27 protein-coding genes are annotated in these 23,957 nt (G+C 43.3%); 23 read left to right on the top strand and 4 right to left on the bottom strand.

The annotated features are described in order from the left end of the window. The first annotated feature begins 16 nt into the window (after positions 1-16). The 19 genes from ACYUJT_RS10340 (at position 17) to ACYUJT_RS10250 (ending at position 17,382) form a co-directional block, all read left to right on the top strand. Positions 17-265, top strand: a complete 249-nt coding sequence (locus tag ACYUJT_RS10340) for a hypothetical protein (RefSeq protein WP_460321382.1) — start codon at positions 17-19, stop codon at positions 263-265. Further along, positions 234-920 (top strand): hypothetical protein, encoded by a 687-nt coding sequence (locus tag ACYUJT_RS10335; protein ID WP_460321379.1) that lies wholly within the window; start codon positions 234-236, stop codon positions 918-920. The genes ACYUJT_RS10340 and ACYUJT_RS10335 overlap by 32 nt, the downstream gene beginning before the upstream one ends. 564 nt (positions 921-1,484) lie before the next feature. After that, on the top strand, positions 1,485-2,096 hold the full coding sequence (locus tag ACYUJT_RS10330; RefSeq protein WP_460321376.1) for a DUF4352 domain-containing protein: 612 nt from the start codon (positions 1,485-1,487) through the stop codon (positions 2,094-2,096). 409 nt (positions 2,097-2,505) lie between these two features. Next, complete coding sequence (locus ACYUJT_RS10325; RefSeq protein ID WP_460321373.1) at positions 2,506-3,759, top strand: mechanosensitive ion channel family protein; 1,254 nt, start codon at positions 2,506-2,508, stop codon at positions 3,757-3,759. A 314-nt stretch (positions 3,760-4,073) separates the two neighbouring features. Then, complete coding sequence (locus ACYUJT_RS10320; protein WP_460321371.1) at positions 4,074-4,430, top strand: DsrE family protein; 357 nt, start codon at positions 4,074-4,076, stop codon at positions 4,428-4,430. 16 nt (positions 4,431-4,446) lie between these two features. Continuing rightward, positions 4,447-4,689, top strand: a complete 243-nt coding sequence (locus tag ACYUJT_RS10315) for a glutaredoxin family protein (protein WP_460321369.1) — start codon at positions 4,447-4,449, stop codon at positions 4,687-4,689. Further along, complete coding sequence (locus ACYUJT_RS10310; RefSeq protein WP_460321367.1) at positions 4,682-5,365, top strand: Crp/Fnr family transcriptional regulator; 684 nt, start codon at positions 4,682-4,684, stop codon at positions 5,363-5,365. The genes ACYUJT_RS10315 and ACYUJT_RS10310 overlap by 8 nt, the downstream gene beginning before the upstream one ends. A gap of 226 nt (positions 5,366-5,591) precedes the next feature. Next, on the top strand, positions 5,592-6,026 hold the full coding sequence (locus ACYUJT_RS10305) for an HNH endonuclease (RefSeq protein WP_460321365.1): 435 nt from the start codon (positions 5,592-5,594) through the stop codon (positions 6,024-6,026). A 205-nt stretch (positions 6,027-6,231) separates the two neighbouring features. Further along, positions 6,232-7,545, top strand: a complete 1,314-nt coding sequence (locus ACYUJT_RS10300) for a BaiN/RdsA family NAD(P)/FAD-dependent oxidoreductase (protein ID WP_460321363.1) — start codon at positions 6,232-6,234, stop codon at positions 7,543-7,545. 32 nt (positions 7,546-7,577) lie between these two features. Then, positions 7,578-8,909 (top strand): BaiN/RdsA family NAD(P)/FAD-dependent oxidoreductase, encoded by a 1,332-nt coding sequence (locus ACYUJT_RS10295; protein ID WP_460321360.1) that lies wholly within the window; start codon positions 7,578-7,580, stop codon positions 8,907-8,909. Between the two features lie 73 nt (positions 8,910-8,982). Further along, complete coding sequence (locus ACYUJT_RS10290; protein ID WP_460321358.1) at positions 8,983-9,291, top strand: hypothetical protein; 309 nt, start codon at positions 8,983-8,985, stop codon at positions 9,289-9,291. A gap of 120 nt (positions 9,292-9,411) precedes the next feature. Beyond that, positions 9,412-10,260: an ATP-binding cassette domain-containing protein gene (locus tag ACYUJT_RS10285; RefSeq protein WP_460321356.1), complete on the top strand. Its 849-nt coding sequence runs from the start codon at positions 9,412-9,414 to the stop codon at positions 10,258-10,260. Between the two features lie 26 nt (positions 10,261-10,286). Further along, on the top strand, positions 10,287-11,105 hold the full coding sequence (locus ACYUJT_RS10280) for an ATP-binding cassette domain-containing protein (RefSeq protein WP_460321354.1): 819 nt from the start codon (positions 10,287-10,289) through the stop codon (positions 11,103-11,105). Continuing rightward, on the top strand, positions 11,098-11,847 hold the full coding sequence (locus ACYUJT_RS10275) for an energy-coupling factor transporter transmembrane component T family protein (protein ID WP_460321351.1): 750 nt from the start codon (positions 11,098-11,100) through the stop codon (positions 11,845-11,847). Before ACYUJT_RS10280 ends, ACYUJT_RS10275 begins: the two co-directional genes overlap by 8 nt. 24 nt (positions 11,848-11,871) lie before the next feature. Further along, entirely contained in the window at positions 11,872-12,450 is a 579-nt protein-coding gene (locus ACYUJT_RS10270) for a hypothetical protein (protein ID WP_460321349.1), read from the top strand. Positions 12,451-12,478: 28 nt separating this feature from the next. Continuing rightward, positions 12,479-13,909, top strand: coding sequence for a PQQ-dependent sugar dehydrogenase (locus ACYUJT_RS10265; RefSeq protein WP_460321347.1), 1,431 nt, complete (start codon positions 12,479-12,481; stop codon positions 13,907-13,909). A gap of 126 nt (positions 13,910-14,035) precedes the next feature. Next, complete coding sequence (locus ACYUJT_RS10260) at positions 14,036-15,196, top strand: cobalamin-independent methionine synthase II family protein (protein ID WP_460321345.1); 1,161 nt, start codon at positions 14,036-14,038, stop codon at positions 15,194-15,196. Between the two features lie 289 nt (positions 15,197-15,485). After that, a complete protein-coding gene (locus ACYUJT_RS10255) occupies positions 15,486-15,827 on the top strand; it encodes a DUF485 domain-containing protein (RefSeq protein ID WP_460321343.1) in 342 nt (113 codons plus the stop codon). Positions 15,828-15,831: 4 nt separating this feature from the next. After that, complete coding sequence (locus ACYUJT_RS10250; RefSeq protein WP_460321341.1) at positions 15,832-17,382, top strand: solute symporter family protein; 1,551 nt, start codon at positions 15,832-15,834, stop codon at positions 17,380-17,382. An 87-nt stretch (positions 17,383-17,469) separates the two neighbouring features. On the opposite strand, the gene ACYUJT_RS10245 is transcribed toward ACYUJT_RS10250, so the two are convergent. Further along, positions 17,470-18,660 carry a hypothetical protein gene (locus ACYUJT_RS10245; RefSeq protein ID WP_460321339.1) on the bottom strand — a complete coding sequence of 397 codons (1,191 nt, stop codon included), beginning with the start codon at positions 18,658-18,660 and terminating at the stop codon, positions 17,470-17,472. A gap of 152 nt (positions 18,661-18,812) precedes the next feature. Between ACYUJT_RS10245 and ACYUJT_RS10240 the strand changes: the two genes are divergently transcribed. Together ACYUJT_RS10240 and ACYUJT_RS10235 are read left to right on the top strand one after the other, a co-directional pair. Beyond that, positions 18,813-19,733, top strand: coding sequence for a VOC family protein (locus ACYUJT_RS10240; protein WP_460321337.1), 921 nt, complete (start codon positions 18,813-18,815; stop codon positions 19,731-19,733). Positions 19,734-19,887: 154 nt separating this feature from the next. After that, positions 19,888-20,646 carry an SDR family NAD(P)-dependent oxidoreductase gene (locus ACYUJT_RS10235; RefSeq protein ID WP_460321335.1) on the top strand — a complete coding sequence of 253 codons (759 nt, stop codon included), beginning with the start codon at positions 19,888-19,890 and terminating at the stop codon, positions 20,644-20,646. A gap of 35 nt (positions 20,647-20,681) precedes the next feature. On the opposite strand, the gene ACYUJT_RS10230 is transcribed toward ACYUJT_RS10235, so the two are convergent. Further along, positions 20,682-21,425: an NADPH-dependent oxidoreductase gene (locus tag ACYUJT_RS10230; RefSeq protein WP_460321333.1), complete on the bottom strand. Its 744-nt coding sequence runs from the start codon at positions 21,423-21,425 to the stop codon at positions 20,682-20,684. Positions 21,426-21,588: 163 nt separating this feature from the next. Between ACYUJT_RS10230 and ACYUJT_RS10225 the strand changes: the two genes are divergently transcribed. After that, entirely contained in the window at positions 21,589-22,077 is a 489-nt protein-coding gene (locus ACYUJT_RS10225; RefSeq protein WP_460321331.1) for a MarR family transcriptional regulator, read from the top strand. 45 nt (positions 22,078-22,122) lie between these two features. Here ACYUJT_RS10225 and ACYUJT_RS10220 read toward each other — a convergent pair whose 3' ends face one another. After that, positions 22,123-22,467: a hypothetical protein gene (locus tag ACYUJT_RS10220; protein ID WP_460321329.1), complete on the bottom strand. Its 345-nt coding sequence runs from the start codon at positions 22,465-22,467 to the stop codon at positions 22,123-22,125. Between the two features lie 197 nt (positions 22,468-22,664). Between ACYUJT_RS10220 and ACYUJT_RS10215 the strand changes: the two genes are divergently transcribed. Next, positions 22,665-23,462, top strand: coding sequence for an SDR family oxidoreductase (locus tag ACYUJT_RS10215; protein WP_460321326.1), 798 nt, complete (start codon positions 22,665-22,667; stop codon positions 23,460-23,462). A gap of 41 nt (positions 23,463-23,503) precedes the next feature. Here the strand turns inward: ACYUJT_RS10215 and ACYUJT_RS10210 are convergent, their stop codons facing one another. Then, positions 23,504-23,848, bottom strand: a complete 345-nt coding sequence (locus tag ACYUJT_RS10210) for a winged helix-turn-helix transcriptional regulator (RefSeq protein WP_460321324.1) — start codon at positions 23,846-23,848, stop codon at positions 23,504-23,506. Positions 23,849-23,957 lie beyond the last annotated feature (109 nt).

The raw sequence follows: 23,957 nt of genomic DNA, 5'->3' as shown, positions 1-23,957 counted from the left end.
TGATAATATAAGTGATTTGAGGAAAGTTGTAAATTTCCCACCAGGTAAAGGCATTAATATTCCTGATAAAACTAAATTACTTGCAAAAAGAAAACTTAAGAAAGAGGAAGAAAAAATTTTCAGTACTGGAGCAGGGGTTGAATCAGGAGTTTCAATATCATATCCGATATACCAAGACGAAGTAGTCTTACTAAATAGCGATAAGAACATGGTTAGCATTAAGGTTAGAAGATTTGGTGGAGTGGTTTTTTCACATTTATGTTAAAGAAGAATTTGAAATTAATGATTTCATAGTAAAGATGCCATCTGAAGATGCCTCGTATTTTGAAAAATGCAGGACTATTCTTCCTGAAATTTACAGGATATTCAGGCAATTTAACGTACTAATCGAAGATGGTGAAATAGACCAGGAATTAATCCAGATGTCGTCATCTAGTGTGAAGAACAAGAATATTAAGTCATTAAATGAGAAAAAGTATGTATACTCTTCAAGTGAGTGGTGCGAAACAGCATCATACCTCTTGTTTTCTGACCAGAGCAGAATATTTTACTTGCCTAATAAAGGTGAAAAATATCAAAATTTCTTGGATTTGATAATTAAAGAGAAAGTATCAAGAAGCAAATTTCAGGAATATCAAATACAGAGAATGAAATGGTTATTTGACAATGATTTAATCCGTGAAAATGATAGTGATTATAAAGAGTTTACTGACATTAAAAAAGTCTATGCTCTAAAAGAGCTTTATTTTAAGGATGTATTAAGTTATTGGCACTATCCAGATGATATCAAAAACACAATTGATGATTTAGCAAATCAGGGGTATGTCTCTTTTGAAAGTATCTTATTCTCTAGAAACGAACAAGATTATTTTGACTTTTACTTAAATAAGGCAAAATTCACTAATGGTCTTGATCTTTGAAATAGGTATTTGCACGGTACTAAAAGTAATGATGAGAAACAGTACGAAACAGATTATTATTTAATTTTGAAGTTGATTGTAATAATTATTATCAAAATTAATGACGACTTTTGTATTAAAGAGGTTTATTCACGTAATCTGGAATAAAGCATTTTGTTCTACAATCATCATTTTAAATTGATTTGCATACTGCAATTAGGGACAGTTCTTAAAGTGCCTTCTATTCTACTTTAGTATTTTAAACTAACCTACTTATAATGAATGTATCCAACTGACAGGGTTTTTAAAAGTTTAAGTTCGCCTCCATATGTAGCATGAGAAAAAGCGACCTTAATGGGTCGTTTTTTTGTATTCTCATATAAATCAAAAGTTACGTGACACATTCCTTTCTACGGTAGCGTTAGCAACTCTACATTTTTGGTGAAATAGGAAGTGGAAAAATTAAGTTAATGTAGTGACTAACAAATTTAGGACAAAAGAAAGGCGAAATATTGAAAAAAAGGGAACCTAAGAACCATAAGGCTCGTAATATGTGGTAATATGTAGAAAAAGGGGGAGAGAGTTTTGAGAAAGACTAGTTTGGGAATTATATTTTTAGCACTGTTATTATTGGTTACTGCATGTGGAGGTGCTGCGTCTACATCAACAGGAACGCAGAATACTAATACTTCTGTAAAGGATCAAGGCACTGCTGAGAATGCAAATAATGAGCAAACGGGTGACGCTGTTGCAGCAGAACCGACTAAGGAGCCTGAAGAGCCGAAAGAGGTTGCTTACAAAGTAGGTGACAAGTTCAAATTGGGCGATTGGGAAGTTGTACTGGACTCTTTTGAATTCAATCAAAAAGTCAGTGATGAATACTTTTCTTCAAGTGCGGACGAGGGCAATAAGTTTTTAATTTTAAATTATACGGTTACTAATGAAGGAACGCAAGCAGACAACTTTACGTCAATGATTGGCGGAGTCGATATGAAGGCGATATTCCAGGACAAATATGAGTATCGATATACGATCACTATGATAGATAAAGATCTTAGCAAAGAGAGTATTAAGCCGCTATCTTCAAAAACCGGATTTGTTGTAATGGAAGTTCCTGACACAGTAGCTACATCAGAAGATAGTTTGATTCTTAAGCTCGAAGAAGATAAGGACAAGGCCACTATTAATTTAAGATAGCTGAAGTTGCCACTAGTATGAAAGAAACCGCAATCGTCTGGGAGTTCTCCCCAGGGCTTGCGGTTTTTTTGAGAGTCCCATCGCTTTAAAGAAACCTGTACCTCATTCGTTCAATCTGGAACCGATCACAAGCTGTATGATACGAATCAGTATGAATAATGGAGCGAGATTCTAGCAAGCTGCCCCGTGTGGCGTTGCCTTCGGACAGGGGTTCGACTCCCCTCGCCTCCATATGTAGCATCAGAAAGACCGCCGTTGAAGGTGGTCTTTTTTTGATTTTTCCTAGAGTCTTGCCAAGTACCTCCCAAATCAATCCCGTAATGTCTTATCTTGAACTTTGCTTAGCACTAAAATCTAATTTATAATAATAGGCTAATCTAAACTATCTATACTGCGTTAGGAGGAAACGATGGAATTTATCAAGAATCAACTAGACGGATATGGCATGAGCGAACAGATGATTGGATATCTTTCGAATATGATCATGGTCGTTTTTATAGCTGTGGTCTCTATACTAGCCAATTTCATTTCCAAAAAAATCGTGTTGAAGACGATTATTCATATCGTCCATAACAATCGGTATACGTGGGATAATATCATTTTGGAGAAAAAAGTGTTCCATAAGCTGTCGCATCTCGTGCCAGCCATTATCATCTATTATTCTGCGTCCATCTTTCCTCCCTATCAAGCTTTGATTGAAAAGGCCGCATTAACGTACATGATTATTGTAGCCATGGCGGTGTTTAATGCACTGCTCAATGCTTTTGATGCGATTTATCGCTCGTATGAAGTCTCTAAGATCAGACCGATTAAGGGATACATTCAGGTGGCGAAAATCGTTCTATTCATCGTTGGCGGCATTGTGGTGATCTCGAATCTTATCGGTCAGAATCCCTTAATCATTCTCAGTGGCCTTGGTGCTCTATCGGCTGTTCTGATGCTCATCTTCAAGGATTCCATATTAGGCCTGGTGGCAGGCGTTCAATTATCATCGAATGATATGGTGCGTGTCGGTGACTGGATTGAAATGCCTAAATATAATGCGGACGGCGATGTGATCGACATTACGTTAAACACGGTAAAGGTTAGGAATTTCGACAAGACGATTACGATGATTCCTAGCTACGCCCTCATCTCGGACTCGTTCAGAAATTGGAGAGGCATGCAAGTGTCCGGTGGCCGCAGGATTAAGCGAAGCTTCCATATCGATACGAGCAGCATCGGCTTTTGCACTGAGGAAATGATTGAGGAGTTCCAGAAGATTCACCTCCTTACCGATTATGTCACGACAAGATTAGATGAAATTAACGCATACAATCTAGAACACCAGATTAATACGGAAAGCAAAGTGAACGGTAGACAGCTTACGAATGTGGGCGTATTCAGAGAATACATCCATCAATATCTGCGGAACCATCCGAAAATTCACCAGGAAATGACGCTGATTGTCAGACAGTTAGCGCCAGGAGATAACGGACTGCCATTGGAAATCTACGCTTTCAGTAATGATACCAACTGGGGAGTGTATGAATCGGTTCAGGCGGATATCTTTGACCACATTTTTGCGGTTGCGCCGACATTTGGGCTTCGTGCCTTCCAAAATCCAACGGGCCACGATATCGCCAATCTCAAGGAAAGCACGCAATATTCACGAGGGTATTGAGATTGGATCGGAGGTAAGTTGAAGGGATTTGCAAGGTGAAGGCATGACTAAAATAAGTCTGATAACGGCGACTAGTTGGGCATGAGTTCGGTACTTTACCGGATTCATGTCTTTTAGTTTGGCCTTAACAAGGATTGAATTTCCCATATACTACCAATATGTTACCCATTTAATATTCTTTGGTAATGTACCTTACAGAACATTTTTCTTTTCTCCGGTAACATGAATCTAAAGCCAAAACAAAAGGGATCATTGTATGTATGATCACCCTAATTCCGGAAATAATAAATTTAAACTTTGGAGGGAATCAAAAGATGAGTAAAGTAGCTATATTTTTACATGCAACAGAGAATGAAATCGGTAGAGCCATCCATTCCTTGGTTTATACACAAGAGCTGCACGAAGCGGGTCATGAAGTTAAATTGATTTTTGACGGTCAAGGCGTGCTATGGATTAGTAAATTGGAAGATCCAAGCCATATGGTTAATCCACTCTTTAAGGCAGTAAAAAAGCTTGGTGTTATTGAAGCTTGTGGACACTGCGCAAGTTCTTTTAACGTAACTGAGACTGTTAAACAAGCCGATGTCTCCTTCTCCAAAGATATTGACACAGAAGGACATACTAATATTGCAACGTTAGTTACTAATGGTTGGCAAATTATTACTTTGTAATAGGGAGCTGCACCATTTGAAAGCTAAGATTCGGATTTATGTTACCTCGGATTGTCCTTCTTGCAAAGAAGCAATAAGTTATTTGAAACGTAAAAACACTCCGTATGAATTGGTTGATGTTACTTATAGTAAACAACATTTTAAAGAGATGATGGGATTGGGGGGGTTCGCAACCCCCTTTATCGTGTTGGATGAACGCAAGCTGTATTATTTTAACCCCAAGATTCTAGATTGGTTACTTGAGGATCAGCATGGATAAATTGTGGTATTTATCGCGCATTAGCCTTTTCGAGTCACTTTCAACCGAGGATTTAAAACAACTTGACCAGATGGCTCCCATGACGCATTTTAACAAACTTCCTAAGAACACAATTATTCAGCGGCCTGATATGGTAGTTGAAGGATTGTTCATCGTTAAGGAAGGAAAAGTAAGACTCTATAAGTTAAATGATGAAGGAAAACAGTTTACGGTGGGGATATTAGGTTCAGGGAATATGTTTGGGGAAGTTCATTTTATATCTCTCGGTACGAAAGGAGTTTACATTGAAACGATAGAAGAAACGCTTATATGCTCTTTAACGAAAAATCAATTCGAAAATTTTTTACTGCAAAGACCAATGCTGGCAATAAAATTACTACAATTATTGAGCAATAGGCTTCATGAACAGGAGGAGCTGCTTGAGATTATCGCGCTTGGTAATTTAAAGGCTCAAGTTCTCTTTTTGCTAATCAAGCTAGCCGATAAATTCGGTATTGCTGCAGAAGATGGAATGGTAAAAATCGATATGCCCCTTACGCATCAAGAATTAGCCAACATGATTGGTGCTACACGTGAATCTGTTACTGTTGTTTTGAATGATCTTGCAAAAGAAAATATCGTGATTACCGGCAGAAAAAGCATTTTATTGCGAAAAGATATTATGCAGGAAAGTTAAAAGGGATCAAGGTTGAAACCACCTATTAAATGGCAGTCAATGAACGTGTTCTAGAACATTAAGTGTGCTATTATGCCATCTCCCAAACAACCTAGACATCATGCGGCGGCGGATTGTGGATTTTCTGAGCCAAGGTTCGCCTCCACCATCATGAACACCATCCGCATGAGGATGGTGTTTTTGTTTATAATAAGTCAAAGCATTTCGTACAGTTGGAGTGAAATAGATGAATCATAATCATAATGAGGGAACAATGATATCGGTACTCAATATGGATGGTCAAGAACTAACACCGTGTTTGCCTCATCGAGCTTGGCGGGAAGTCGAGCGTTCGCGTGCCGTCTGGATTGATGAGGAGACGATCCAATTACTGTATAACCCATTCTTATTTCGTGACTATCGAAAGGTTGCGCTAAAACGGGATCATCACACTTGTTTGTGGTGCGGAAGTCCCGCCACGACAGTGGACCATATTATCCCCTCAAGCAAAGGCGGATCGGATCTTCCACACAATCTGCTTGCTTCATGTAGCGAGTGTAATACGAAGCGAGGAAACCGTACTGCGTTCTCTTATCTTGCCGAAAATGCACATTCGGTTCCTAATCTTATCAAGCTTTGTTGGCGCATTTTTAGAGCTAAATACAGACATCGTTCATTGTAAAAAACGATCATGAACACCATCCACTTAAGGATGGTGTTTTTGCTATATTTGGGGTATTACTGTAATGAGACGTAATGTCAGGAATACTCTACCGGGATTATACGGTGCACACTCCTGTGTTATAATTTGATATAGCATAGTTTCATTCGGAAAAATTACATTTCCTATATATAAATCCATTGGACAAGGGGTGCATTGACCAACCATGCACGATGATCAAGCTTTATTGCACCACAAGTTGATTATTATCGGCGCAGGCGCATCAGGACTCATGGCCGCCGTTACTGCGCGGGATTTGGGTATTGATACTGCCATTCTGGAGGGTAACGACAGGATTGGGAAAAAAATCTCAATGACAGGCGATGGTCGTTGCAATATTACGAACGATTCCACTGCGACGGGTTCGGACGACGAAGCGGTGGCCTTATCGCGTAAGTATTACGGAAATCAGGCTGAATTTCCATTGCCTGTGCTGCAGCAATTCGGCATCCGTCAAACCATTGATTACTTTCATGTGCTCGGGCTGCCGTTTACAAAATTGAAAGAGGGCTTAATGTACCCGATGTCGCTGCAGGCTGCATCTGTGGTGGATATTTTCGAGCTTGCTCTGGAGGAGCGGAGCATTCCGGTATACCTTAACAATAAAGTGCTGGATGTCACTGTATCGGCAGGTCATCCACGATTTAAGATGACATGCCGAACTGAAACAGAGGAGCAGGTTGTTTATACCAGCGAATATCTGTTTCTTTGTACGGGCGGTCTTACCGGCCAGAATGCCGGGACGGATGGGTCCGGGTATACACTTGCCCAGCGAATGGGGCACTCCTTGGTTAAGCCTGTTCCGGCCCTTGTGCAATTGAAGGTGAAATATCCATATCAGAAGGCGCTATCCGGCATCAAACTCCAAGGACGAGCCGACATCCTCGTGAACGGCAAAGTCGCCCGCAGCGAAACCGGCGAAATTCATTTCACCGATTACGGCTTCTCTGGACCAGCGATTTTGCAGCTCGGGCGGAAGGCAGCTGTTCATCTCGCGAAGGGAGATTCCGTGACGGTATCCATCGATTTGATGCCGGACCGCACGGAGGAAGAGGTTATCGAATTTCTGGAGACGAACTGGGGAACGTTCGCGCACCGGACGGTCGCGGAATCCTTCGTCGGTTTTTTACACAAGAAACTGGTCTCCGTCCTGTTGAAGGAAGCAAAAATTGATCAAGAGCCGAACTTGCTTTGCCAGGATCTCTCGTGGAAAACGAAAAAGGTCTTCTATAAGTTATTGAAGTGTTGGGAGTTTAAAGTGACCGAAACCCATAGCTTTGAGCACGCACAAGCGACAGCCGGCGGCATCGCTACGAAAGAACTCGTCGCAGATACGCTGGAATCCAAGCTCGTTCCGGGGCTCTATTTGACCGGTGAGGTGATGGATGTCGACGGCGACTTTGGGGGTTACAACCTGCAATGGGCCTGGAGCTCCGGTTATGCGGCCGCGATGGCGTTAGGGAAACACATTTTCAGATGAACCCATTAGAAAAAGGAATGAATTCAACACATATGTATAAGTCGAAATCTACAAAGCACCACAAGCTGTTCATTATCGGTGCAGGCGCCTCAGGTCTTATGGCCGCCGTTAATGCGCGAGACCGAGGGATCGATACTGCGATCATTGAAAGCAACGACCGGGTCGGCAAGAAGGTCCTAACGACCGGCAATGGGCGTTGTAACATTACGAACCAATCCACGGCGACGGGTACAGACGAAGCGGCCAACTTATTCACCAAATATCATAGCAATCAAGCGGAATTTCCGCTGCCTGTGCTGCAGCAATTCGGCGTTCGGCAAACTGTTGATTTCTTTAACACACTCGGCCTTCCGCTGACCGCTATTGAGAATGGCCGAATGTACCCGATGTCGTTGCAGGCTGCATCGGTGTTAGAGGTTTTCCGGATTGCTCTGGAGGATCGGAATGTTCCGATATACTTCAAAACCAAAGTATTGGACGTTACCGTATCGAAGGAACATCCGCGGTTCACGATTCAGTGCCAGTCGGAGGAAGAAGGGGAGGTTATATATACCAGCGATTATCTTTTCCTCTGTACGGGCGGCCTTACCGCTCCAAAGACAGGAACGGATGGCTCTGGTTACACCCTTGCCCAACGACTGGGACATACTCTGATCGATCCTGTACCCGGGATTGTTCAATTGAAGCTGGATAGCCCATATCTGAAGGATCTTTCCGGAGTTAAATTCGAGGGATGGGGGCATATCATTGTAAATGGTGAAATCATTCGCAGTGAGTATGGAGAGGTGCTGTTTACGAATTATGGCGCTTCCGGCCCGCCGATTCTCCAGTTAAGCCGAAAGGCTGCATATCAACTCGGAAGAGGAGAAACGGTGACCTTATCGCTTGACATGATGCCGGACCGGACAGAGGAAGAGGTCGTTGATTTTTTCGATACGCATTGGGGAATGTTCGGGCACCGGACGGTGGCTGCTTCCCTGATTGGTATTTTGAACAAGAAGTTGATCCCCGTCCTCTTGAAAGAGGCGGGAATCGACGATCAGGACCAGAATATGCTGTGTCAGGATCTATCGTGGAAAACCAGGAAAGCCTTGTGCCGCCTCATGAAGCATTGGGATTTCATCGTGACCGATACCAATGGTTTCCCGAACGCTCAAACGACAGCCGGCGGCATCGATACGACAGAGTTAAAAGAAGGAACGCTAGAATCGAAGCTTGTGCCTGGGCTCTATTTGGCCGGCGAGGTGATGGATGTGGACGGGGATTGCGGTGGCTATAACCTGCAATGGGCCTGGAGCTCCGGCTATTCCGCCGCGGTAGCACTTGCTGAACAACTTGCAAGCACCATGGAAAAGGGTGGATAGTTGCTTGCTCCTCGCATCTGGGAACACAAGTCGGCGAATAAAGATAACGTATTAAAGATGGTGGGGGTACTGGATGAATACTAGGTATCGAATTACGAGAAATGCTGACGGTAATCACCCTGATCAGGTCATGTCTCTTGATGAATGTAAAAGCTATTTTGCAGCTCAAACGGACTTTGTATATGCACAGGAGTATTCCTTTCGGTCAGCTGATACGACAATGAAGATTCCGGGAGATTTTTTTCTTTGGCGGCTAGGAGAGGCGACAGTTCCATTCCGATTTTATGAGGGAGACCTGTATGTAGCAGTATCGCATGAGGTTATTTTTCAGAAAATGCTAGAAGTGGCTGAGCAATTCAATGCGCAATATATAGAAGGTTAAGGAAGAGGGCACCTAATAGGGTGCTCTTTTTAATGTAACATAACAAACAAGCCTGCGATCATATAAATGGTGAATGTATATATATGTTCTCTTTTTTAGTGTAGGAAATGGGGTGACGATATGACCGATTCCTCCAAATCGCCAGCCGTCCTCTTCGAGAACGTTTCATTTCGATATTCAGAGCAAAGTGAATGGGTCATCAAGGATATAAAATTTAGCATTAGTCTGGGTGAATGGGTATCCATCGTGGGAGGCAACGGTTCGGGAAAATCGACTTTAATTAAATTAATGAACGGCTTGTTGAAAACAAGTTTGGGAAAAGTGTATGTCCTTGGTGAAAGTATCAAAATGGCGAATCTACTTAAGATTCGCAAGTGTGTCGGGGTTATTTTTCAAAACCCTGATGAACAGATGGTGGGAATAACTGTTGAAGAAGATATTGCATTCGGTTTGCAAAACCTGATGTTCCAAAGGGATGAGATCATTTCGAGAGTAGATCGTATTATGAAATTACTGCAACTGGAGGAGTTTCGGAACCGCCCCGTTCGAACCTTATCCGGAGGGCAGAAGCAGTTGGTTGCGATTGCGGGCATACTTGTCATGCACCCCAAAATCATCGTTTTCGATGAAGCCACATCCATGTTGGATCCACAAAGTACCATCCATCTGCACAGCCTAATGTCTGATCTTCATCAAAAGGGATTCACCGTGATCCATGTGACGCATCATCCAGAAGACATATTAAAGGCAGATCGGGTACTGGTATTGAATAAAGGCAGACTCACTTTTGAGGGAGATGTCCCGACCTTAATGAAACAGCCCGAGATTCTACATGATGCTCATACTCTACCGCCTTTTGTTGTACGCTTCAAAGAATCACTTTATAGGAGAGGTATAGAGCTGTCAGGCGGCTGCAAATCGGAAAAGGAATTGGCTAAATCCATATGGGCATATATTTCTGCGATGTAAGCTATACGCATGCCAAAGGGACGCCTATGGAGCATAGAGCGGTTAAGTCTATAACTATGTCCATCCCCGACGGACAATTTATTGCGATCATGGGTTCATCCGGGTCTGGAAAATCCACATTAGGACAGCTCAGTGCGGGTTTGCTGAAGCCGGATAAGGGTACTGTGTATGTGGATAATATCCCGATCAACAACCGCAAAAGCCGTTCTCAATTATGGAACAAAATCGCTTATGTATCCCAATTTCCGGAGCACCAGATGTTTGAAGAAACGGTATTTCTGGATATCGGTTTTGGCCTTCGCAGGATGAAGTATAGCGAGCATGAAATCACGGCTAAAGTGAAAGAAGCCATGGAATTAATAGGGCTGGACTTTGAACGTTACAAGGATCGATCCCCTTTTCAGCTTAGCGGTGGAGAACAAAGACTTGTTGCATTGGCAGGGGCACTGATCAAAGAACCCAATATTCTTATATTGGACGAACCGACAGTTGGACTCGATCCGTTAGCCCGTATGAAGTTCCATGCTTTACTAACCTTTCTTCAACGAACACGCCGAATATCCATAGTCTACATTACTCATGATCTTCAGGATGCATTGGAGCATGCAGATCGTTTAATCCTTTTACATCACGGAGAATTAGTCCATGACTTGAAAGCAACTGCAATCCAAAGTGTACTTGATCATCCTGGCTTTCCTTTATTTCCAACCCCACTACTGCGTCTATGTAAGGAACTTGAAGTCGTTTTCCCTGAATTAATCGATTCAGAGATCGTGCAGGAAAACAAGCTCCTCAACTACGTATCTGAACGACTTTTACGTATCTCGGAGATGGACAATGAGTAACTTTGGCGCATTATCCTCCTTGCAGTATGTAGCAGGCGATTCCTTACTTCACCGGCTGGACCCCCGTTCAAAATATGGTTTTGCTATCAGTTATTTGGTAACCCTCATGTTATCCAACTCATTAATAACGAGCTCAATAGGTATGGTTATCGTCATATCCTTCTATCTGCTTTCCGGGCTTCATCTTCTTATGGTATGGAAAAATCTGCGAGGTATTATTGTCGTCCTGTTCATCTTGGGTAGTGTTCAAGCCAGTCTAAATGGGATAGAAGCCGCAGCTCTAATGACTTTAAAAGTGCTTTCTTTTTTCCTGATGATCACATTGATGTTATCCACAACGCCGCCTGAAAAACAACTAGAGGGGCTTCGTAAATTATTAACCCCTGTACGTCGCTTAGGGATAAATACGGAAACGTTTGTGTTTATGTTCACTGTAGCCGTTATTTATATGCCGCTTCTTTTGGAGGATACAATGCAAATCATGCAGGCACAGAGAGTTCGTGGATTGCATAACGGCAGATGGAATATAGCAGGGAGGGGGAAAGATATGTTTTTACTTTTGACACCCTTACTCCTCATGATTTTAAGGCGGGCAGAACGATTGTCAGAGGCCATGGAGTCCCGATGTTATCAGCCCGGATGCGAGCGAACGGGTTATGTTCAACTGAAAATAGCTAAACACGATATCATCGTTTTGATTCTGGCGATCTTGCTTCCATTTATTCTTCTGTACCCAATATAAAGGAAGGCGGGAGGCTTCAGAGCAATGCGTGAACTTCTCCTAAATTATTGGATAAAACCGTTACCGCAAATGTCCGAAAAAATATTACCCCGGGCTCGTGAAAATCAAACGAAAACTCGGATCATCATTGCGTTTTTCAGCGCTCTTACCGCATTACTCCAATCGGCGGGAGGATTTTTGCCAGGACCGGGATACTTGATCAGCCCGTTTTCTACTGCCCCAATTGTATTATCGACGCTCATTTCGTTACGCTCAGGCCTTACTGCCCATGCACTTAGCTGCTTGTTATTGCTTCTTATTCAACCAAGCGAATTAATCGTCTTCCCATTTACTACAGGATTGCTTGGATTAGCATTAGGCTTCGGCATTACACATTTAAAGAATCGGATTCAAGTTATATTATTTTCCTCAGTCGCGTTATGGATGGGGATTGCACTAGTGGTATATGCCTTTCGTTTTCCAATACTCGGACCGACGGTCCCCATAAACTTTCAGATTGACATCAGCGTGTATGTCATTCTTTTTTGCTTGCTTTATAGCGGGATATGGGCGGAAATTAGTCTCCGGCTCTTAGCGAGATTAAAAAAGGCCGTGCAAGAATAATAATTAAGGGGAAGGAGTGTGATGCTAGTTGATGAAAGTTAAGGTGAGTTTACGGCCCATTGTAAGTAAGATAAATCTACCCACTGTTATGAAAACAGCTATACTTCCGGGTGATTCAGTTGAACGATTGTTTATTGCAACCCAGGTAGGAGAGATCTTTTACATAGGCAATGGAGATATAAGGACTTTTTTGGATATTCGCCCGCGAGTCATAAAGCTAGGTACTTCTGAACCGGGTGTTTCTCGTGGTGGATATGATGAACGGGGATTGATCGGGCTGGCGTTTCATCCCGAATTTTATTATAACGGTTTGTTTTATCTTCATTATTCAGTAGCTGGAACACAAGGTCCAGGTGCTCTTTCTGAACATTTTAAGCCTAATCCGTGTGATCCCGGAACTTTAAACTTAAGGTGGGTAAACAGAGAAACTCAATATGATCATGTTGATACCGTTGAAGAATGGATTTTACAATCGAATGGTCAACCTCGAAAACGGCGGACATTACTTCATTTAAGAAGACCATTTTTTAATCATAACGGTGTCAATAGCTTAAACTTTTCACCTGAAACAGGAAAGCTTATTCTAACAACCGGAGATGGAGGATCAGGGTATGATCCATTTAATTTAAGTCAGGACGATATGGAGATAGCCGGTAAAATCATAGAAATTGATGTAGTTAAGCCTACATTTATCAATGATCCACCTGTAGTCACACGTTTTAATGAACTTCCCGCATCTATTCAGGAAACCCTTACGGTAATTGCCAAAGGGGTTCGCAATATAACAGGCATTTCATTTCAAAGGTATTATAATTCGTATATTAAATATGTGGGAAGTGTGGGCCAGGATTTGGTAGAATCGATATTTTCATTCGTTCATTATAAACCCATACCGGTTACTCAGCTTATTCAAGCTTCTTCAATGAATTCTGAGCTTGAACAAGAAGGATTTATTAACTTTGGCTGGCGAGGGTGGGAAGGTGCTTTTCCTACTTCGTTTATAAAGGGGTGCTCTGCAAATCCGACTTTGGATGAGAAAACAATTGCTTATTACAATGAAGCCATAAAAACTTCTGTGAGGCGTATTCAGCCTTTAATAAGTTATTTTCATAAAGATCCCAGACCTGATAAGTTTGGAGGAACTGCACTTACAGGTGTCCAGTCATATATAGGGAATCAAATCCCCAATTTAACAGGTAGTGTTGTGTTTACCGATCTTGCCCGGAAAGAAGGAGCTGGGCCTCCGGTTAGAGGGGTGTTAGCTTATACTAGGGTAAGAGCGGATTGTAAACTAAATGATTTTAGTGTTATTGAAACCGATTATAATTTTGGATCTCAATCCGCTTATTATGTGAGTTTGGGGACGAATTTAGATCAAACCAGACTGTATTTAGGGGTTTACAGCTCTATGAAAGTAACTGATGTTAACCAAGGTACTGTTTTTGAAATTGTTCCATAATTCGTAGCCATTCCCGTTATAGCTTTTAGCTATAACTAGTTATGACTTTTGAGTGTTACCTATAAGGCCCTCTTCAATGCTACAATCAAGGCATTACACACGAGATAGACCGAGGAGGTTTTTTGAATGAGCAGTAGATTCCAAATAGTAGGTAGTTTGTTGCGACCGTCTGAGCTATTGAAATATAAAACACAAATAGAACATCGTGATGACATCAGCTATCCATTTTATCAAGATTTTGAGGGCTATGAGCAGTGTGAAACTGAGGCAATTCAGACTGTGATTGAAAAACAAATTGAGCAAGACTTGTCGATTATAACGGATGGTGAATATTCCAAATCCATGTGGCATCTAGATTTTGTTTGGGGATTTCAAGGAATAGATCGCTATATTGCGGATCATGGATATTTTTTCCGTGACATTGATGGAAGTTCGAAATATGAGACACGAAAAGATATCGGTTTGCGCATTACAGGTGAATTGAGCGGAAAGAACCATCATTTCATTGAAATATTCAAAAAGTTCCAAGCTCTTGCTGGCGACCGTGAAACGAAGTTATGCGTACCTTCTCCATCCCATATTTTTGGTGAGTTGTCATGGTCGGATAATATTGGCGGCACAGATGCGGTTTATAAAAATAGACATGAGCTTAAAAATGGCCTAGTCAAGGCATATAAGGAATTTGTTGAGGAGTTTGCTGCTGCTGGAGGGAAAATTCTGCAATTTGACGATTGCTTATGGGAACTGTTTGCGGATGACAACCCGAATTCTCCGTATACCGGTGAAAATATCAATCAAGAGGAAGTACAAGCTCTTGCTACTGAATTTATTGACATTAACAATACATTGATTGATTTTGGTCATAGTTTAGGTTTGAAAATGTGGACGCACAACTGCCGTGGCAACTATGATTCCCGTAATATGGGTGGCGGCTCCTATGTGAAAATTGCTAATCTGTTCCTGAAGCAGCTTAAATATGACCGTTTCTTCCTGGAATGGGATGATGAACGTGCAGGTTCGCTTGAGGCGCTTGCAGTCTTCAAGGATAAGCCGGAAACAGAAATTGTACTTGGCTTGCTGTCATCTAAAACGAATACGCTTGATGATGAAGAGCGTGTAATCAGAATGCTTGATGAAGCCTCGAGTATTATTGACAAGGATCGATTGCTGCTATCCCATCAATGCGGATTTGCTTCTTGTGATGGCGGTAATGAATTAACTGAGGCTGAGCAGTGGGCAAAAATTAATCAAGGACAAAGAATTGCCCAGCAATATTGGAATCAATAGGAATATGTAGGGATATATATACTGAAAACCCGCTCTTTGAGTGGGTTTTTCTCATTTTAAGAGTAAAATTGTAGACTTGATGATGATTTGAATCTTCCATGTTACATAAAATACAAATAAACTAATATATTTACAATTTTAAATCTTGTTGTATAATATTTTCAAATTGCATATCCATAAATTGTTCACATTTTGTTAAAGGTGGTGGCCCTTAATCATTGACGGATGTTGGAAGCGCTTCGTTTTTATACTTTGCAGGTAAATAAAATCGAATGAGAGGGGATTACCGATGGTAAGTAAACCATTAACCACTGATCGGAAAAGGCAGAAGCTAACTCCCGCACAATACTCATCCATCGCGAAGTCGGATCAATTTAGAAAGCTGATTCGAACCAAGAAAAGATTCATTATTCCTTTCACGATCTTCTTCCTTTGCTTCTATTTCGCTCTGCCGATTCTGACTTCCTATACGAACATCCTGAACCACTCCTTCTACGGCAGTATCACATGGGCTTGGGTCTTTGCTTTTCTGCAATTTATCATGACCTGGGCGCTTTGTATGATCTACTACAAAAAAGCTGCCAAGTTCGATGAAATCTCCGATCAAATTATAGCTGAGAAGGAGAGGTAATCATATGAATACAGCTGCATTTATTATGTTTTTAGTGATCGTTGCCCTGACACTCGTTATTACATACTGGGCTTCGAAAAAGAATAATTCTGCAAGTGAATTCTATACGGCTGGCGGCGGATTGACCGGTTGGCAGAACGGGATGGCGATTGCCGGAGACTATATGTCAGCGGCTTCGTTCTTAGGGATTGCGGGTTCGATTGCGCTAGCTGGATTTGATGGATTTTTCTACAGTATCGGATTCCTTGTCGCTTACTTAGTCGTCCTATTCTTAGTTGCGGAGCCTTTAAGAAATTTAGGAAAATATACTTTTGCAGATATGATCGCCGTTCGCTTTAAAACTGCAAAAATTCGCGGGTTTGCTGCGTTTAATACGATGGTCATATCCATCTTCTATATGATTGCCCAGCTTGTAGGTGCAGGGGCTTTGATCAAGCTGCTTCTTGGTATTGATTTTGCAACTTCTGTTATCATCGTAGGGATTCTCATGACTATCTACGTCACTTTTGGCGGAATGCACGCAACGAGTTGGGTGCAGATTATTAAGGCGGTCCTGCTGATGGCCGGAACGCTTCTAATCTCGATTATGGTGCTGCACAAATTCAACTGGAGCATCACAGGCATGTTCGATCATGTCAAAGAAGCAACGCCACTCCAAGAGAAGTTCCTTAATCCTGGCGTTAAGTATAAAGATGGACTGGATACCCTGTCCTTGACGATGGGATTAGTCCTTGGAACTGCCGGCCTTCCTCATATTCTTGTCCGCTTCTTTACGGTTAAGAATGCAAAAATAGCCCGCAGCTCCGTTGTCTACGCAACTTGGATTATCGGCATTTTTTATGTGATGACGATTTTCCTGGGCTTTGGTGCTGCCGCCTTCGTTGGAAATGGCGATATTACCGCTGCGGATAAAGCGGGGAATATGGCTGCTCCGCTGCTCGCACAAGCGCTGGGCGGCAATATGTTGTTTGCCTTTGTCTCTGCCGTAGCCTTCGCGACCATTCTCGCCGTTGTAGCAGGACTTGTGCTTACCGCCGCGGCTGCCTTCTCCCATGACTTCTACAATCAAATCTTGAGAAAAGGGAAGGCTACCGAGAAGCAGCAGGTCAGTATGGCACGTTACGCTTCCATTGGGATTTCTATCATTTCCATTCTACTGGCTTTATTTGCCCAGAATCTTAATGTTGCTTTCCTAGTGTCGCTGGCGTTTGCCGTTGCTGCAAGTGCAAACCTGCCTGTGATCCTATATACGATTTTCTGGAAGCGATTCAATACAAACGGGGCAATCTGGGCCATGGTGGTTGGTCTGATCGCCTCCGTGGGACTCGTTATCGTCAGTCCAAACGTATTTCATCCGGAAGCCGGAAAGGCGATCTTCGTTGGGGAACCCTGGTTTCCGCTGACGACTCCGGGTCTTGTCTCTATTCCGCTTGGCTTCCTCGCTGGTTTTGTGGGCACCATGCTGTCGCGAAAAACAGGCAACGCAGACAACCAAGTCGAATACGATGAAATTCTCGTCCGTTCCAATACGGGAATGGGTAACACGGTGATGTAATTGTTTACTTCCAGCAAAAAACCACTAAACCTAACGTTTAGTGGTTTTTCTTCGGGCAGAGATAACACTGCAGGTCCTTATGGTCACTCACTGACTCGTAACGACAAGCGCTTCTTTTTCCTCATCTATATATACCGTGGCGTTGCTCACCATTTCAAAATCGGATTGGGAGAGCCCTCCGCATTCATGACCATGATATTGCAACAGGTTCTTTTTTTCCCCGTTCTTCTTCAGAGTCCAGCCCCCCAATTTATTGACGAGGTAAGTATCCGAGCCTAATTTCCACTTGTATTTACCGTGGTCTGGAGAAGACACCTGAATTCCGAGTAGAACCAGTACGTCTTCAAAATCATCAATATGATATTGCTTGGTTGTCGTACAATATTTGACCTGGTGGACAGAAACGTAGGTGTCTCCCTCTTTGTAATTTTTTCTAACCTGATATTCCTTGCCGTTGACGATCACGCTTCCGAGTTCTTTCAAATGTCCGTCTATGTATCGTAGCGACTCGTGGTATTCCTCCATGGTAATCCAGGTGAACGAGTCCCTATCCTTATCATAAGTCCCGTAATATCCATGTCCATAATCTTCGACTACTACGTCGACGGGAAGCAGATCGTAGTTGTCCACATACTTAGCATAATCTCTTAACGTTTGCTCGATTTTAGCTAATAACTCTTTTATTTGCTCTTCATCGTCGATTAAAGTGAAGAATTTAAACTTATAGGAAGTTCCCCAATCATTAACGAGCTGTTTCGGGTGAATAGATTTCAACCGCAGTCCTTTTTTGGGATCAACAAAGCTGGCATAATAGTCCTCACCCTTGGTTAGGTATTCGTTGAACACGGCTACCGATGTTTGGGTTGCATTCGTTTCGTATTCGTGCAATCCGATTTCTTCCGGTTTAAAATATTTTGACAGCACATCCGAGTTAATTTGTTCTTCGCCTAGTCCCAAGGCATAATCCATGACCGCGTAGCCAAAGTTCGGCTTATCCCCTCCTTGGGTGTATCCATAATTGCGAAATTCAAATTCCCTTTGGATTCCGCGATCATCGGAAAATGCGACAACCCACCGGTAACCCGTTCCTTTCACAGGCAAGGGATTCGCTCGCCAATGGATTTTTTCTTCCTCCAGCACTTCATAGGGGCCTAAAGAATAGTTGAGATAGGCGCCGAATTTCTTGATGTAATCCGTTTTATAATGCTCCGTACATCCTGAGAGCAAAAGGAAAAGCATGGGGCATCCCAACAACAAAGTTACGAATCGTTTTTTCATGACAATGACAACACCTCTTTATGATTGTTCAACATTACATCATCTATTGAATGGACTATCTTTATATTGTAGTGTAAGTAGTGTGAGAAAAAAAGGAAGTATATAACATTATAGAGTTGTCAAAAATCTTCTTTAAAGGGGGCCGTTGAATCATGTCAACCCGTTTAACAGATCAAACAATTGTTCCGCATTTATGGTACGACAAGGAGGCCAAAGAAGCAGCGGAGTTTTATGTTTCCTTGTTCCCGGACTCACAAATTACGAATGTAACCACATTACATAACACACCGTCTGGCGATAGCGATCAAGTCTCTTTTGAAATATGGGGTCAAAAGTTCATGGCGATCAGCGCAGGACCCTACTTTAAAATCAATCCATCGGTGTCTTTCATGGTTAATTTTGACCCATCCCAGGACAAAGATGCGGAAGAGAGATTGAATGAGGTTTGGAACAAATTATCTGATGGTGGCACAGCGTTAATGCCGCTTGATAAGTATCCGTTCAGTGAGAGATATGGCTGGATTCAGGACAAGTATGGTTTGACGTGGCAGTTAATTCTTACGAACCCGGAAGGCGAAGTACGCCCTACGATCATACCGTCGATGTTGTTTGTCGGTGATATATGCGGTAAAGCGGAGGAGGCGATTCATTTTTACTTATCCATATTTAAGGCTTCAAAGCAGGGACATACTGCTCGCTACCCCAAAGGTATGGAGCCTGACAAAGAAGGGACGATCATGTTCGCTGAATTCATGCTTGAAAATCAGTGGTTTACCGCAATGGACAGCGCGCACGAGCATAGATTCAGTTTCAACGAGGCAGTTTCATTCATGGTGTATTGCGACACACAAGATGAGATTGACTACTACTGGGACAAGCTCTCTGCGGTTCCTGAAGCTGAGCAATGCGGCTGGCTGAAAGATAAGTATGGTCTGTCCTGGCAGATCGTGCCGAGAGATATGGACGAGATGATGAGTAAGGGTACACCGGAGCAGTTGGCTTCCGTAACAAAAGCATTTCTTAAAATGAAAAAATTTAATATTGCGGAATTGCAAGAGGCATACAAAGGATAATGTGATTTAGCCTAAAAAAGCCCGCTCATTGAGCGGGTTTTCTCATTTTCAGGTTCGAATATTCTATGGAAATTAGCGGCAGCGAATAATCTAAAGTCGGCAACGGAATATTAAATCTGAGAAGCTTAACAAGAAAAATCTAGGGGGTAATGAGATGAGCCTAAAAGATTTTGACGGCCGTGTTGTATTGATCACTGGAGCTGCCACCGGTATTGGTCGCGCAACAGCGATTGCTTTTGCACGCCGTGGTGCGAAAGTGGCTATTGGTGACGTGGATGGGCAAGCAAATGAAACGGTTGAACTGATTCAAAAAGAAGGCGGAGAAGCCGCATTCTTTAAAGCGGATGTAACAAACTCGAAGGAAGTAAAAGCACTTGTTGAACAAACAGTAAACCAATTTGGCGGATTGCATCACGCATTCAATAATGCGGGAATTTTAAATAAACCAGCCAAATTCGCAGATATTGAAGAAGATGTATTTGATAAAGTCATGGCTGTTGACGTAAAAGGCGTATTCCTTGCTGTAAAATATGAACTTGAATATATGGTTGCTAACGGTGGCGGTACCATTGTAAACACTGCTTCAGTAGCAGGTTTAATCGCCGATCCTAATATGGCCCCATACGTTGCTGCAAAACACGCGGTTACCGGTTTAACCAAAGCAGCTGCATTTGACTACGCCCAAGACGGCATTCGTGTAAACACCGTTGCACCAGGTCTAACTGAAACACCAATGACTCAAATGTGGAAAGATGACGAAGACAAATGGGCGGAGGTTACTTCCAACGTTCCCATGCGCCGTGCCGCTAAACCGGAAGAAATCGCTGAAATGGTAGTATTCCTTTCTTCCGATGCTGCAAGCTTCTGTAACGGATATGTTTATGCAGTGGATGGCGGACAACTTTCTCACTGATCTCCAAAGTTCAACTCGATTTTGTTGGTGTTCGTCTATTTCAGATCAAAACCTTTGCTTCTCACATATTCCGTATATCCGCCTAACGGCAAATCTCTATCCAGCATGGCGATGAACTTCCCGGACCAACTGGCCTTCTGCTTGTTGTTTGTTCGCGCGCCGTAATATTCCTCAATTTCCCGGTCATACCTTTCGACTTGTGCTTTAAGATCATGATCATACCGGTTCTCAAAAAACACGGCGGACCGGGGCAACCGCGGCTTCTGCTCGGGAGACTCATCGGGAACGCCTACTGCAAGTCCAACCAAAGGAATGACGAAGTCCGGCAGTTCAAGCCATTGGTCCAGTTCGGGCAGAGCTCCGGTAATCCCGCCGATAATTACGGCGCCGAGCCCCATCGATTCGGCCGCCAAATTGGCATTTTGCAGGGCAAGCGCGGAACTTAGCACAGCGGTTTGGTAAAAATACGAGAAACTCAGGTTATCACTCATTTTTTCTTGCTGGTCAGGTCCGGCGGCTAACATCATGCGGTGAAGATCGGCGCAAAAAATAAAAAAGTACCCGCATTCCTCAATCCACGGATTTTCCGAACGCGCCGCGATTTTCTTTAACAGCTCTTGATCCGTGACACCGATGATCGAGAACGGCTGCATATGCGCCGAGGTCGGCGCCATTTGTGCCGCATCGACGATAGCCTCGATTTGCTCGCCGGTCAACGGAGTATTTTTGAACTTGCGGATGGAGCGATGCTGGCGGATGACTTGGATGACCTCATTCATAAAATTTCCCTCCAAATAAATGGTTTTTGTAGAAGCTGCATGAAGACCACGTTTCGCCATATGGTTTCCATGGAAACAATAATAACAAAGGATATGACGCTCTGTCAAATGGTTTCCGCGGAAACCATGATATAATGGGAAGAAAAAAAGGTAGGCTTGCCTTATGTCAGATATAAATGATGATATGCTTCAGCTCAAAAACCGCATCGAAAAATCAATATACCGGATCCTCATCAGCGAAAACGATGAGGATCAGGACCGGCTTTGGCTTATAGAGCGCGTCGCCGACAATCGACTGAAAAAGCTGCTGCCCCGCCTATCCATCTCAAGCCTGCACGTTTTGGATGTCATCCATGCGCATGACGGCATTATAGGAATCGATATCGCCCGCGAAATGGGCTTAACGAAAGGCGCCGTCTCCAAAATTACCCGCAAATTGCTGGAACAAGGCCTGATTCGGAAAGCCCAGCTGCCGGACAACCTGAAGGAAATTTATTTCTTCGTGACTCCGCTTGGCGCCGAATTGGCCGAACTGCATCGGCTGTTTCACCAGGAGAAGGATCAGAAAGCGATGGAACTGTTGGCAAGTTTCGACACAGCGTCTTTGGAAATCGTGGCAGATTTTCTGGAGAAGCTGGCTAGGCTACGGTAGCTTGCGAAGTTTTTTATTTTACCGACATGAACAGAAGATCTCTTCCTACGAATTTGATTGTTTCAGCAGTTCTCTTATTTCATGTAGTTGTTCTTCCGTCATTTGTTGAGATTGATGAATTGTATTTAGCTTTTCCTCTACTTTTTCTAACCGCAGTTGGGTTTCTTTTTGGATTTCCTCGGTGTTCTTTTGCGTTTTGGAGTTATCCATGATGACCAGGATGGTGAGGCCTGCACTAAAGATGGTTAGTCCTCTAGCGATTTGATTTAAATCCGGTTGATTCATGGCGAGCAGGCAATCGGCAAGTCCTGCCCCGATTAGGATGCCGCCGATCGTTACAATCCCATTTCGTTTCCACTTATCAGGGATAATATTTAATGGTTGTTTCATTATGAGATCTCCTTCAACTAGGTAACAAGTTTATTATTCTTACAAGTATTCTACTATATAAACGGTCTTGTTATCGCACTTCCAAGGATGCGTTTAGGATCGTAAAGCTGGGTAATCAAAGAGTAAAAACAAGGGAATCATAAACCCGAAGGTTGCGATTGTCCATAATCCTACCGTGAAAGGAAGGAATGAACCAAATGGCGCAAAAGAGCGGCGAGCTATCCGGAAAGACGGTATTGGTGACTGGAGGAGGGTCGGGTATTGGCCGGGCAGCAGCAGAGCTTCTGGCGGAATATGGTGCGCAGGTATGCGTAGCCGATATCAATCTCGATGGAGCGGTGGAGACGGTCGATCCTATTCTGGCAGCGGGCGGGGAGGCCTTGGCGGTTCCCTGCGATTTGACGAAACCCAGCGATGTCCAACAAGCGGTGCAGTCGGCCGTCGAGCAGTGGGGGAAGCTCGATGGTGTTTTTGCGAACGGCGGCATCGTAGGCGACCTAACGTCCATTGAGGAGATGGAGCCCGAAAATTGGGACCAGGTGATGGACACGAATTTAAAGGGCACCTTCCTGACAGTCAAATATTCTGTTCCGCATCTGAAGCGGCAGGGAGGAAGTGTTGTGATTACAAGCTCGGTGAGCGGTAACCGCGTAATCTCACAGGTGGGGATGTCGGCGTACAGCACATCGAAGGGAGCGTTGACCACCTTTGCCCAAATGGCTGCGCTTGAACTGGCGGGATACGGCATTCGTGTGAATACCATCTGTCCCGGCGGTGTGAAAACGAATATTCAGGCAAGCATAGATGAGAAACCGGCACTCGAAGCCGTGGAGCTTCCGGTGCATTTACCGCATGGCGGCATGCCGCTTGAGCACCGGCCGGCCAGTCCAAAGCAGGTTGCAGAGCTTGTCTCGTTCCTGCTTAGTGACCGATCGTCACATATCACGGGCACAGACGTTTATATCGATGGTGCGGAATCTCTGCTGCGGGGTTAGACGCTGTGGCTGGCTTAGGCGGTAAAAGGAGAACAGGCCTCTTAAGTCCAACGGGCCGCCCACAGCTTCATCTCATGGCATATAACGTGCAGATCCTGCCCCTTCGGAGTCAGCGAATATTCGACCGTCACAGGCACCGTCGGGAATACATTCCTCTCCAGAACCCCCTTCTCTTCCAAATGCCGGAGTGTACTGGTCAATGCACGAGGACTTATGCTAGGGATTTTCCGCTGCAGTTCCCCGAACCGGAGCGTGCCGCAGAACAGTTCCCGGATGACAAGAAACGCCCATTTGCCACCCAGAACGTCCAATGTTTTTTCGATGTTGCATTCGATATGTTCAGGCGTCTTAGGAATATAGCTGCTAGCCTTTTTGGTTGTTGTCATTAGTGTATCCCTCCGATATATCATTACTATACTTTGTATAGTATCTATATCTCATATAATTAAGTGAAAAACATTTCACTTCTTCAAATTGTATATGAGATTATATAGA

Source organism: Paenibacillus sp. YSY-4.3, from assembly GCF_054767475.1.
This window is presented reverse-complemented; position numbering and strand designations above follow the sequence as displayed.

Coding starts and splice junctions, on each gene's coding strand:
- ACYUJT_RS10225 (WP_460321331.1), top strand. CDS start 21,589: ATGTCAGATATAAATGATGATATGCTTCAGCTCAAAAACCGCATCGAA.
- ACYUJT_RS10310 (WP_460321367.1), top strand. CDS start 4,682: ATGGATAAATTGTGGTATTTATCGCGCATTAGCCTTTTCGAGTCACTT.
- ACYUJT_RS10285 (WP_460321356.1), top strand. CDS start 9,412: ATGACCGATTCCTCCAAATCGCCAGCCGTCCTCTTCGAGAACGTTTCA.
- ACYUJT_RS10220 (WP_460321329.1), bottom strand. CDS start 22,467: ATGAAACAACCATTAAATATTATCCCTGATAAGTGGAAACGAAATGGG.
- ACYUJT_RS10290 (WP_460321358.1), top strand. CDS start 8,983: ATGAATACTAGGTATCGAATTACGAGAAATGCTGACGGTAATCACCCT.
- ACYUJT_RS10275 (WP_460321351.1), top strand. CDS start 11,098: ATGAGTAACTTTGGCGCATTATCCTCCTTGCAGTATGTAGCAGGCGAT.
- ACYUJT_RS10270 (WP_460321349.1), top strand. CDS start 11,872: ATGCGTGAACTTCTCCTAAATTATTGGATAAAACCGTTACCGCAAATG.
- ACYUJT_RS10215 (WP_460321326.1), top strand. CDS start 22,665: ATGGCGCAAAAGAGCGGCGAGCTATCCGGAAAGACGGTATTGGTGACT.
- ACYUJT_RS10245 (WP_460321339.1), bottom strand. CDS start 18,660: ATGAAAAAACGATTCGTAACTTTGTTGTTGGGATGCCCCATGCTTTTC.
- ACYUJT_RS10235 (WP_460321335.1), top strand. CDS start 19,888: ATGAGCCTAAAAGATTTTGACGGCCGTGTTGTATTGATCACTGGAGCT.
- ACYUJT_RS10250 (WP_460321341.1), top strand. CDS start 15,832: ATGAATACAGCTGCATTTATTATGTTTTTAGTGATCGTTGCCCTGACA.
- ACYUJT_RS10210 (WP_460321324.1), bottom strand. CDS start 23,848: ATGACAACAACCAAAAAGGCTAGCAGCTATATTCCTAAGACGCCTGAA.
- ACYUJT_RS10260 (WP_460321345.1), top strand. CDS start 14,036: ATGAGCAGTAGATTCCAAATAGTAGGTAGTTTGTTGCGACCGTCTGAG.
- ACYUJT_RS10320 (WP_460321371.1), top strand. CDS start 4,074: ATGAGTAAAGTAGCTATATTTTTACATGCAACAGAGAATGAAATCGGT.
- ACYUJT_RS10305 (WP_460321365.1), top strand. CDS start 5,592: ATGAATCATAATCATAATGAGGGAACAATGATATCGGTACTCAATATG.
- ACYUJT_RS10295 (WP_460321360.1), top strand. CDS start 7,578: ATGTATAAGTCGAAATCTACAAAGCACCACAAGCTGTTCATTATCGGT.
- ACYUJT_RS10280 (WP_460321354.1), top strand. CDS start 10,287: ATGGAGCATAGAGCGGTTAAGTCTATAACTATGTCCATCCCCGACGGA.
- ACYUJT_RS10230 (WP_460321333.1), bottom strand. CDS start 21,425: ATGAATGAGGTCATCCAAGTCATCCGCCAGCATCGCTCCATCCGCAAG.
- ACYUJT_RS10300 (WP_460321363.1), top strand. CDS start 6,232: ATGCACGATGATCAAGCTTTATTGCACCACAAGTTGATTATTATCGGC.
- ACYUJT_RS10325 (WP_460321373.1), top strand. CDS start 2,506: ATGGAATTTATCAAGAATCAACTAGACGGATATGGCATGAGCGAACAG.
- ACYUJT_RS10255 (WP_460321343.1), top strand. CDS start 15,486: ATGGTAAGTAAACCATTAACCACTGATCGGAAAAGGCAGAAGCTAACT.
- ACYUJT_RS10240 (WP_460321337.1), top strand. CDS start 18,813: ATGTCAACCCGTTTAACAGATCAAACAATTGTTCCGCATTTATGGTAC.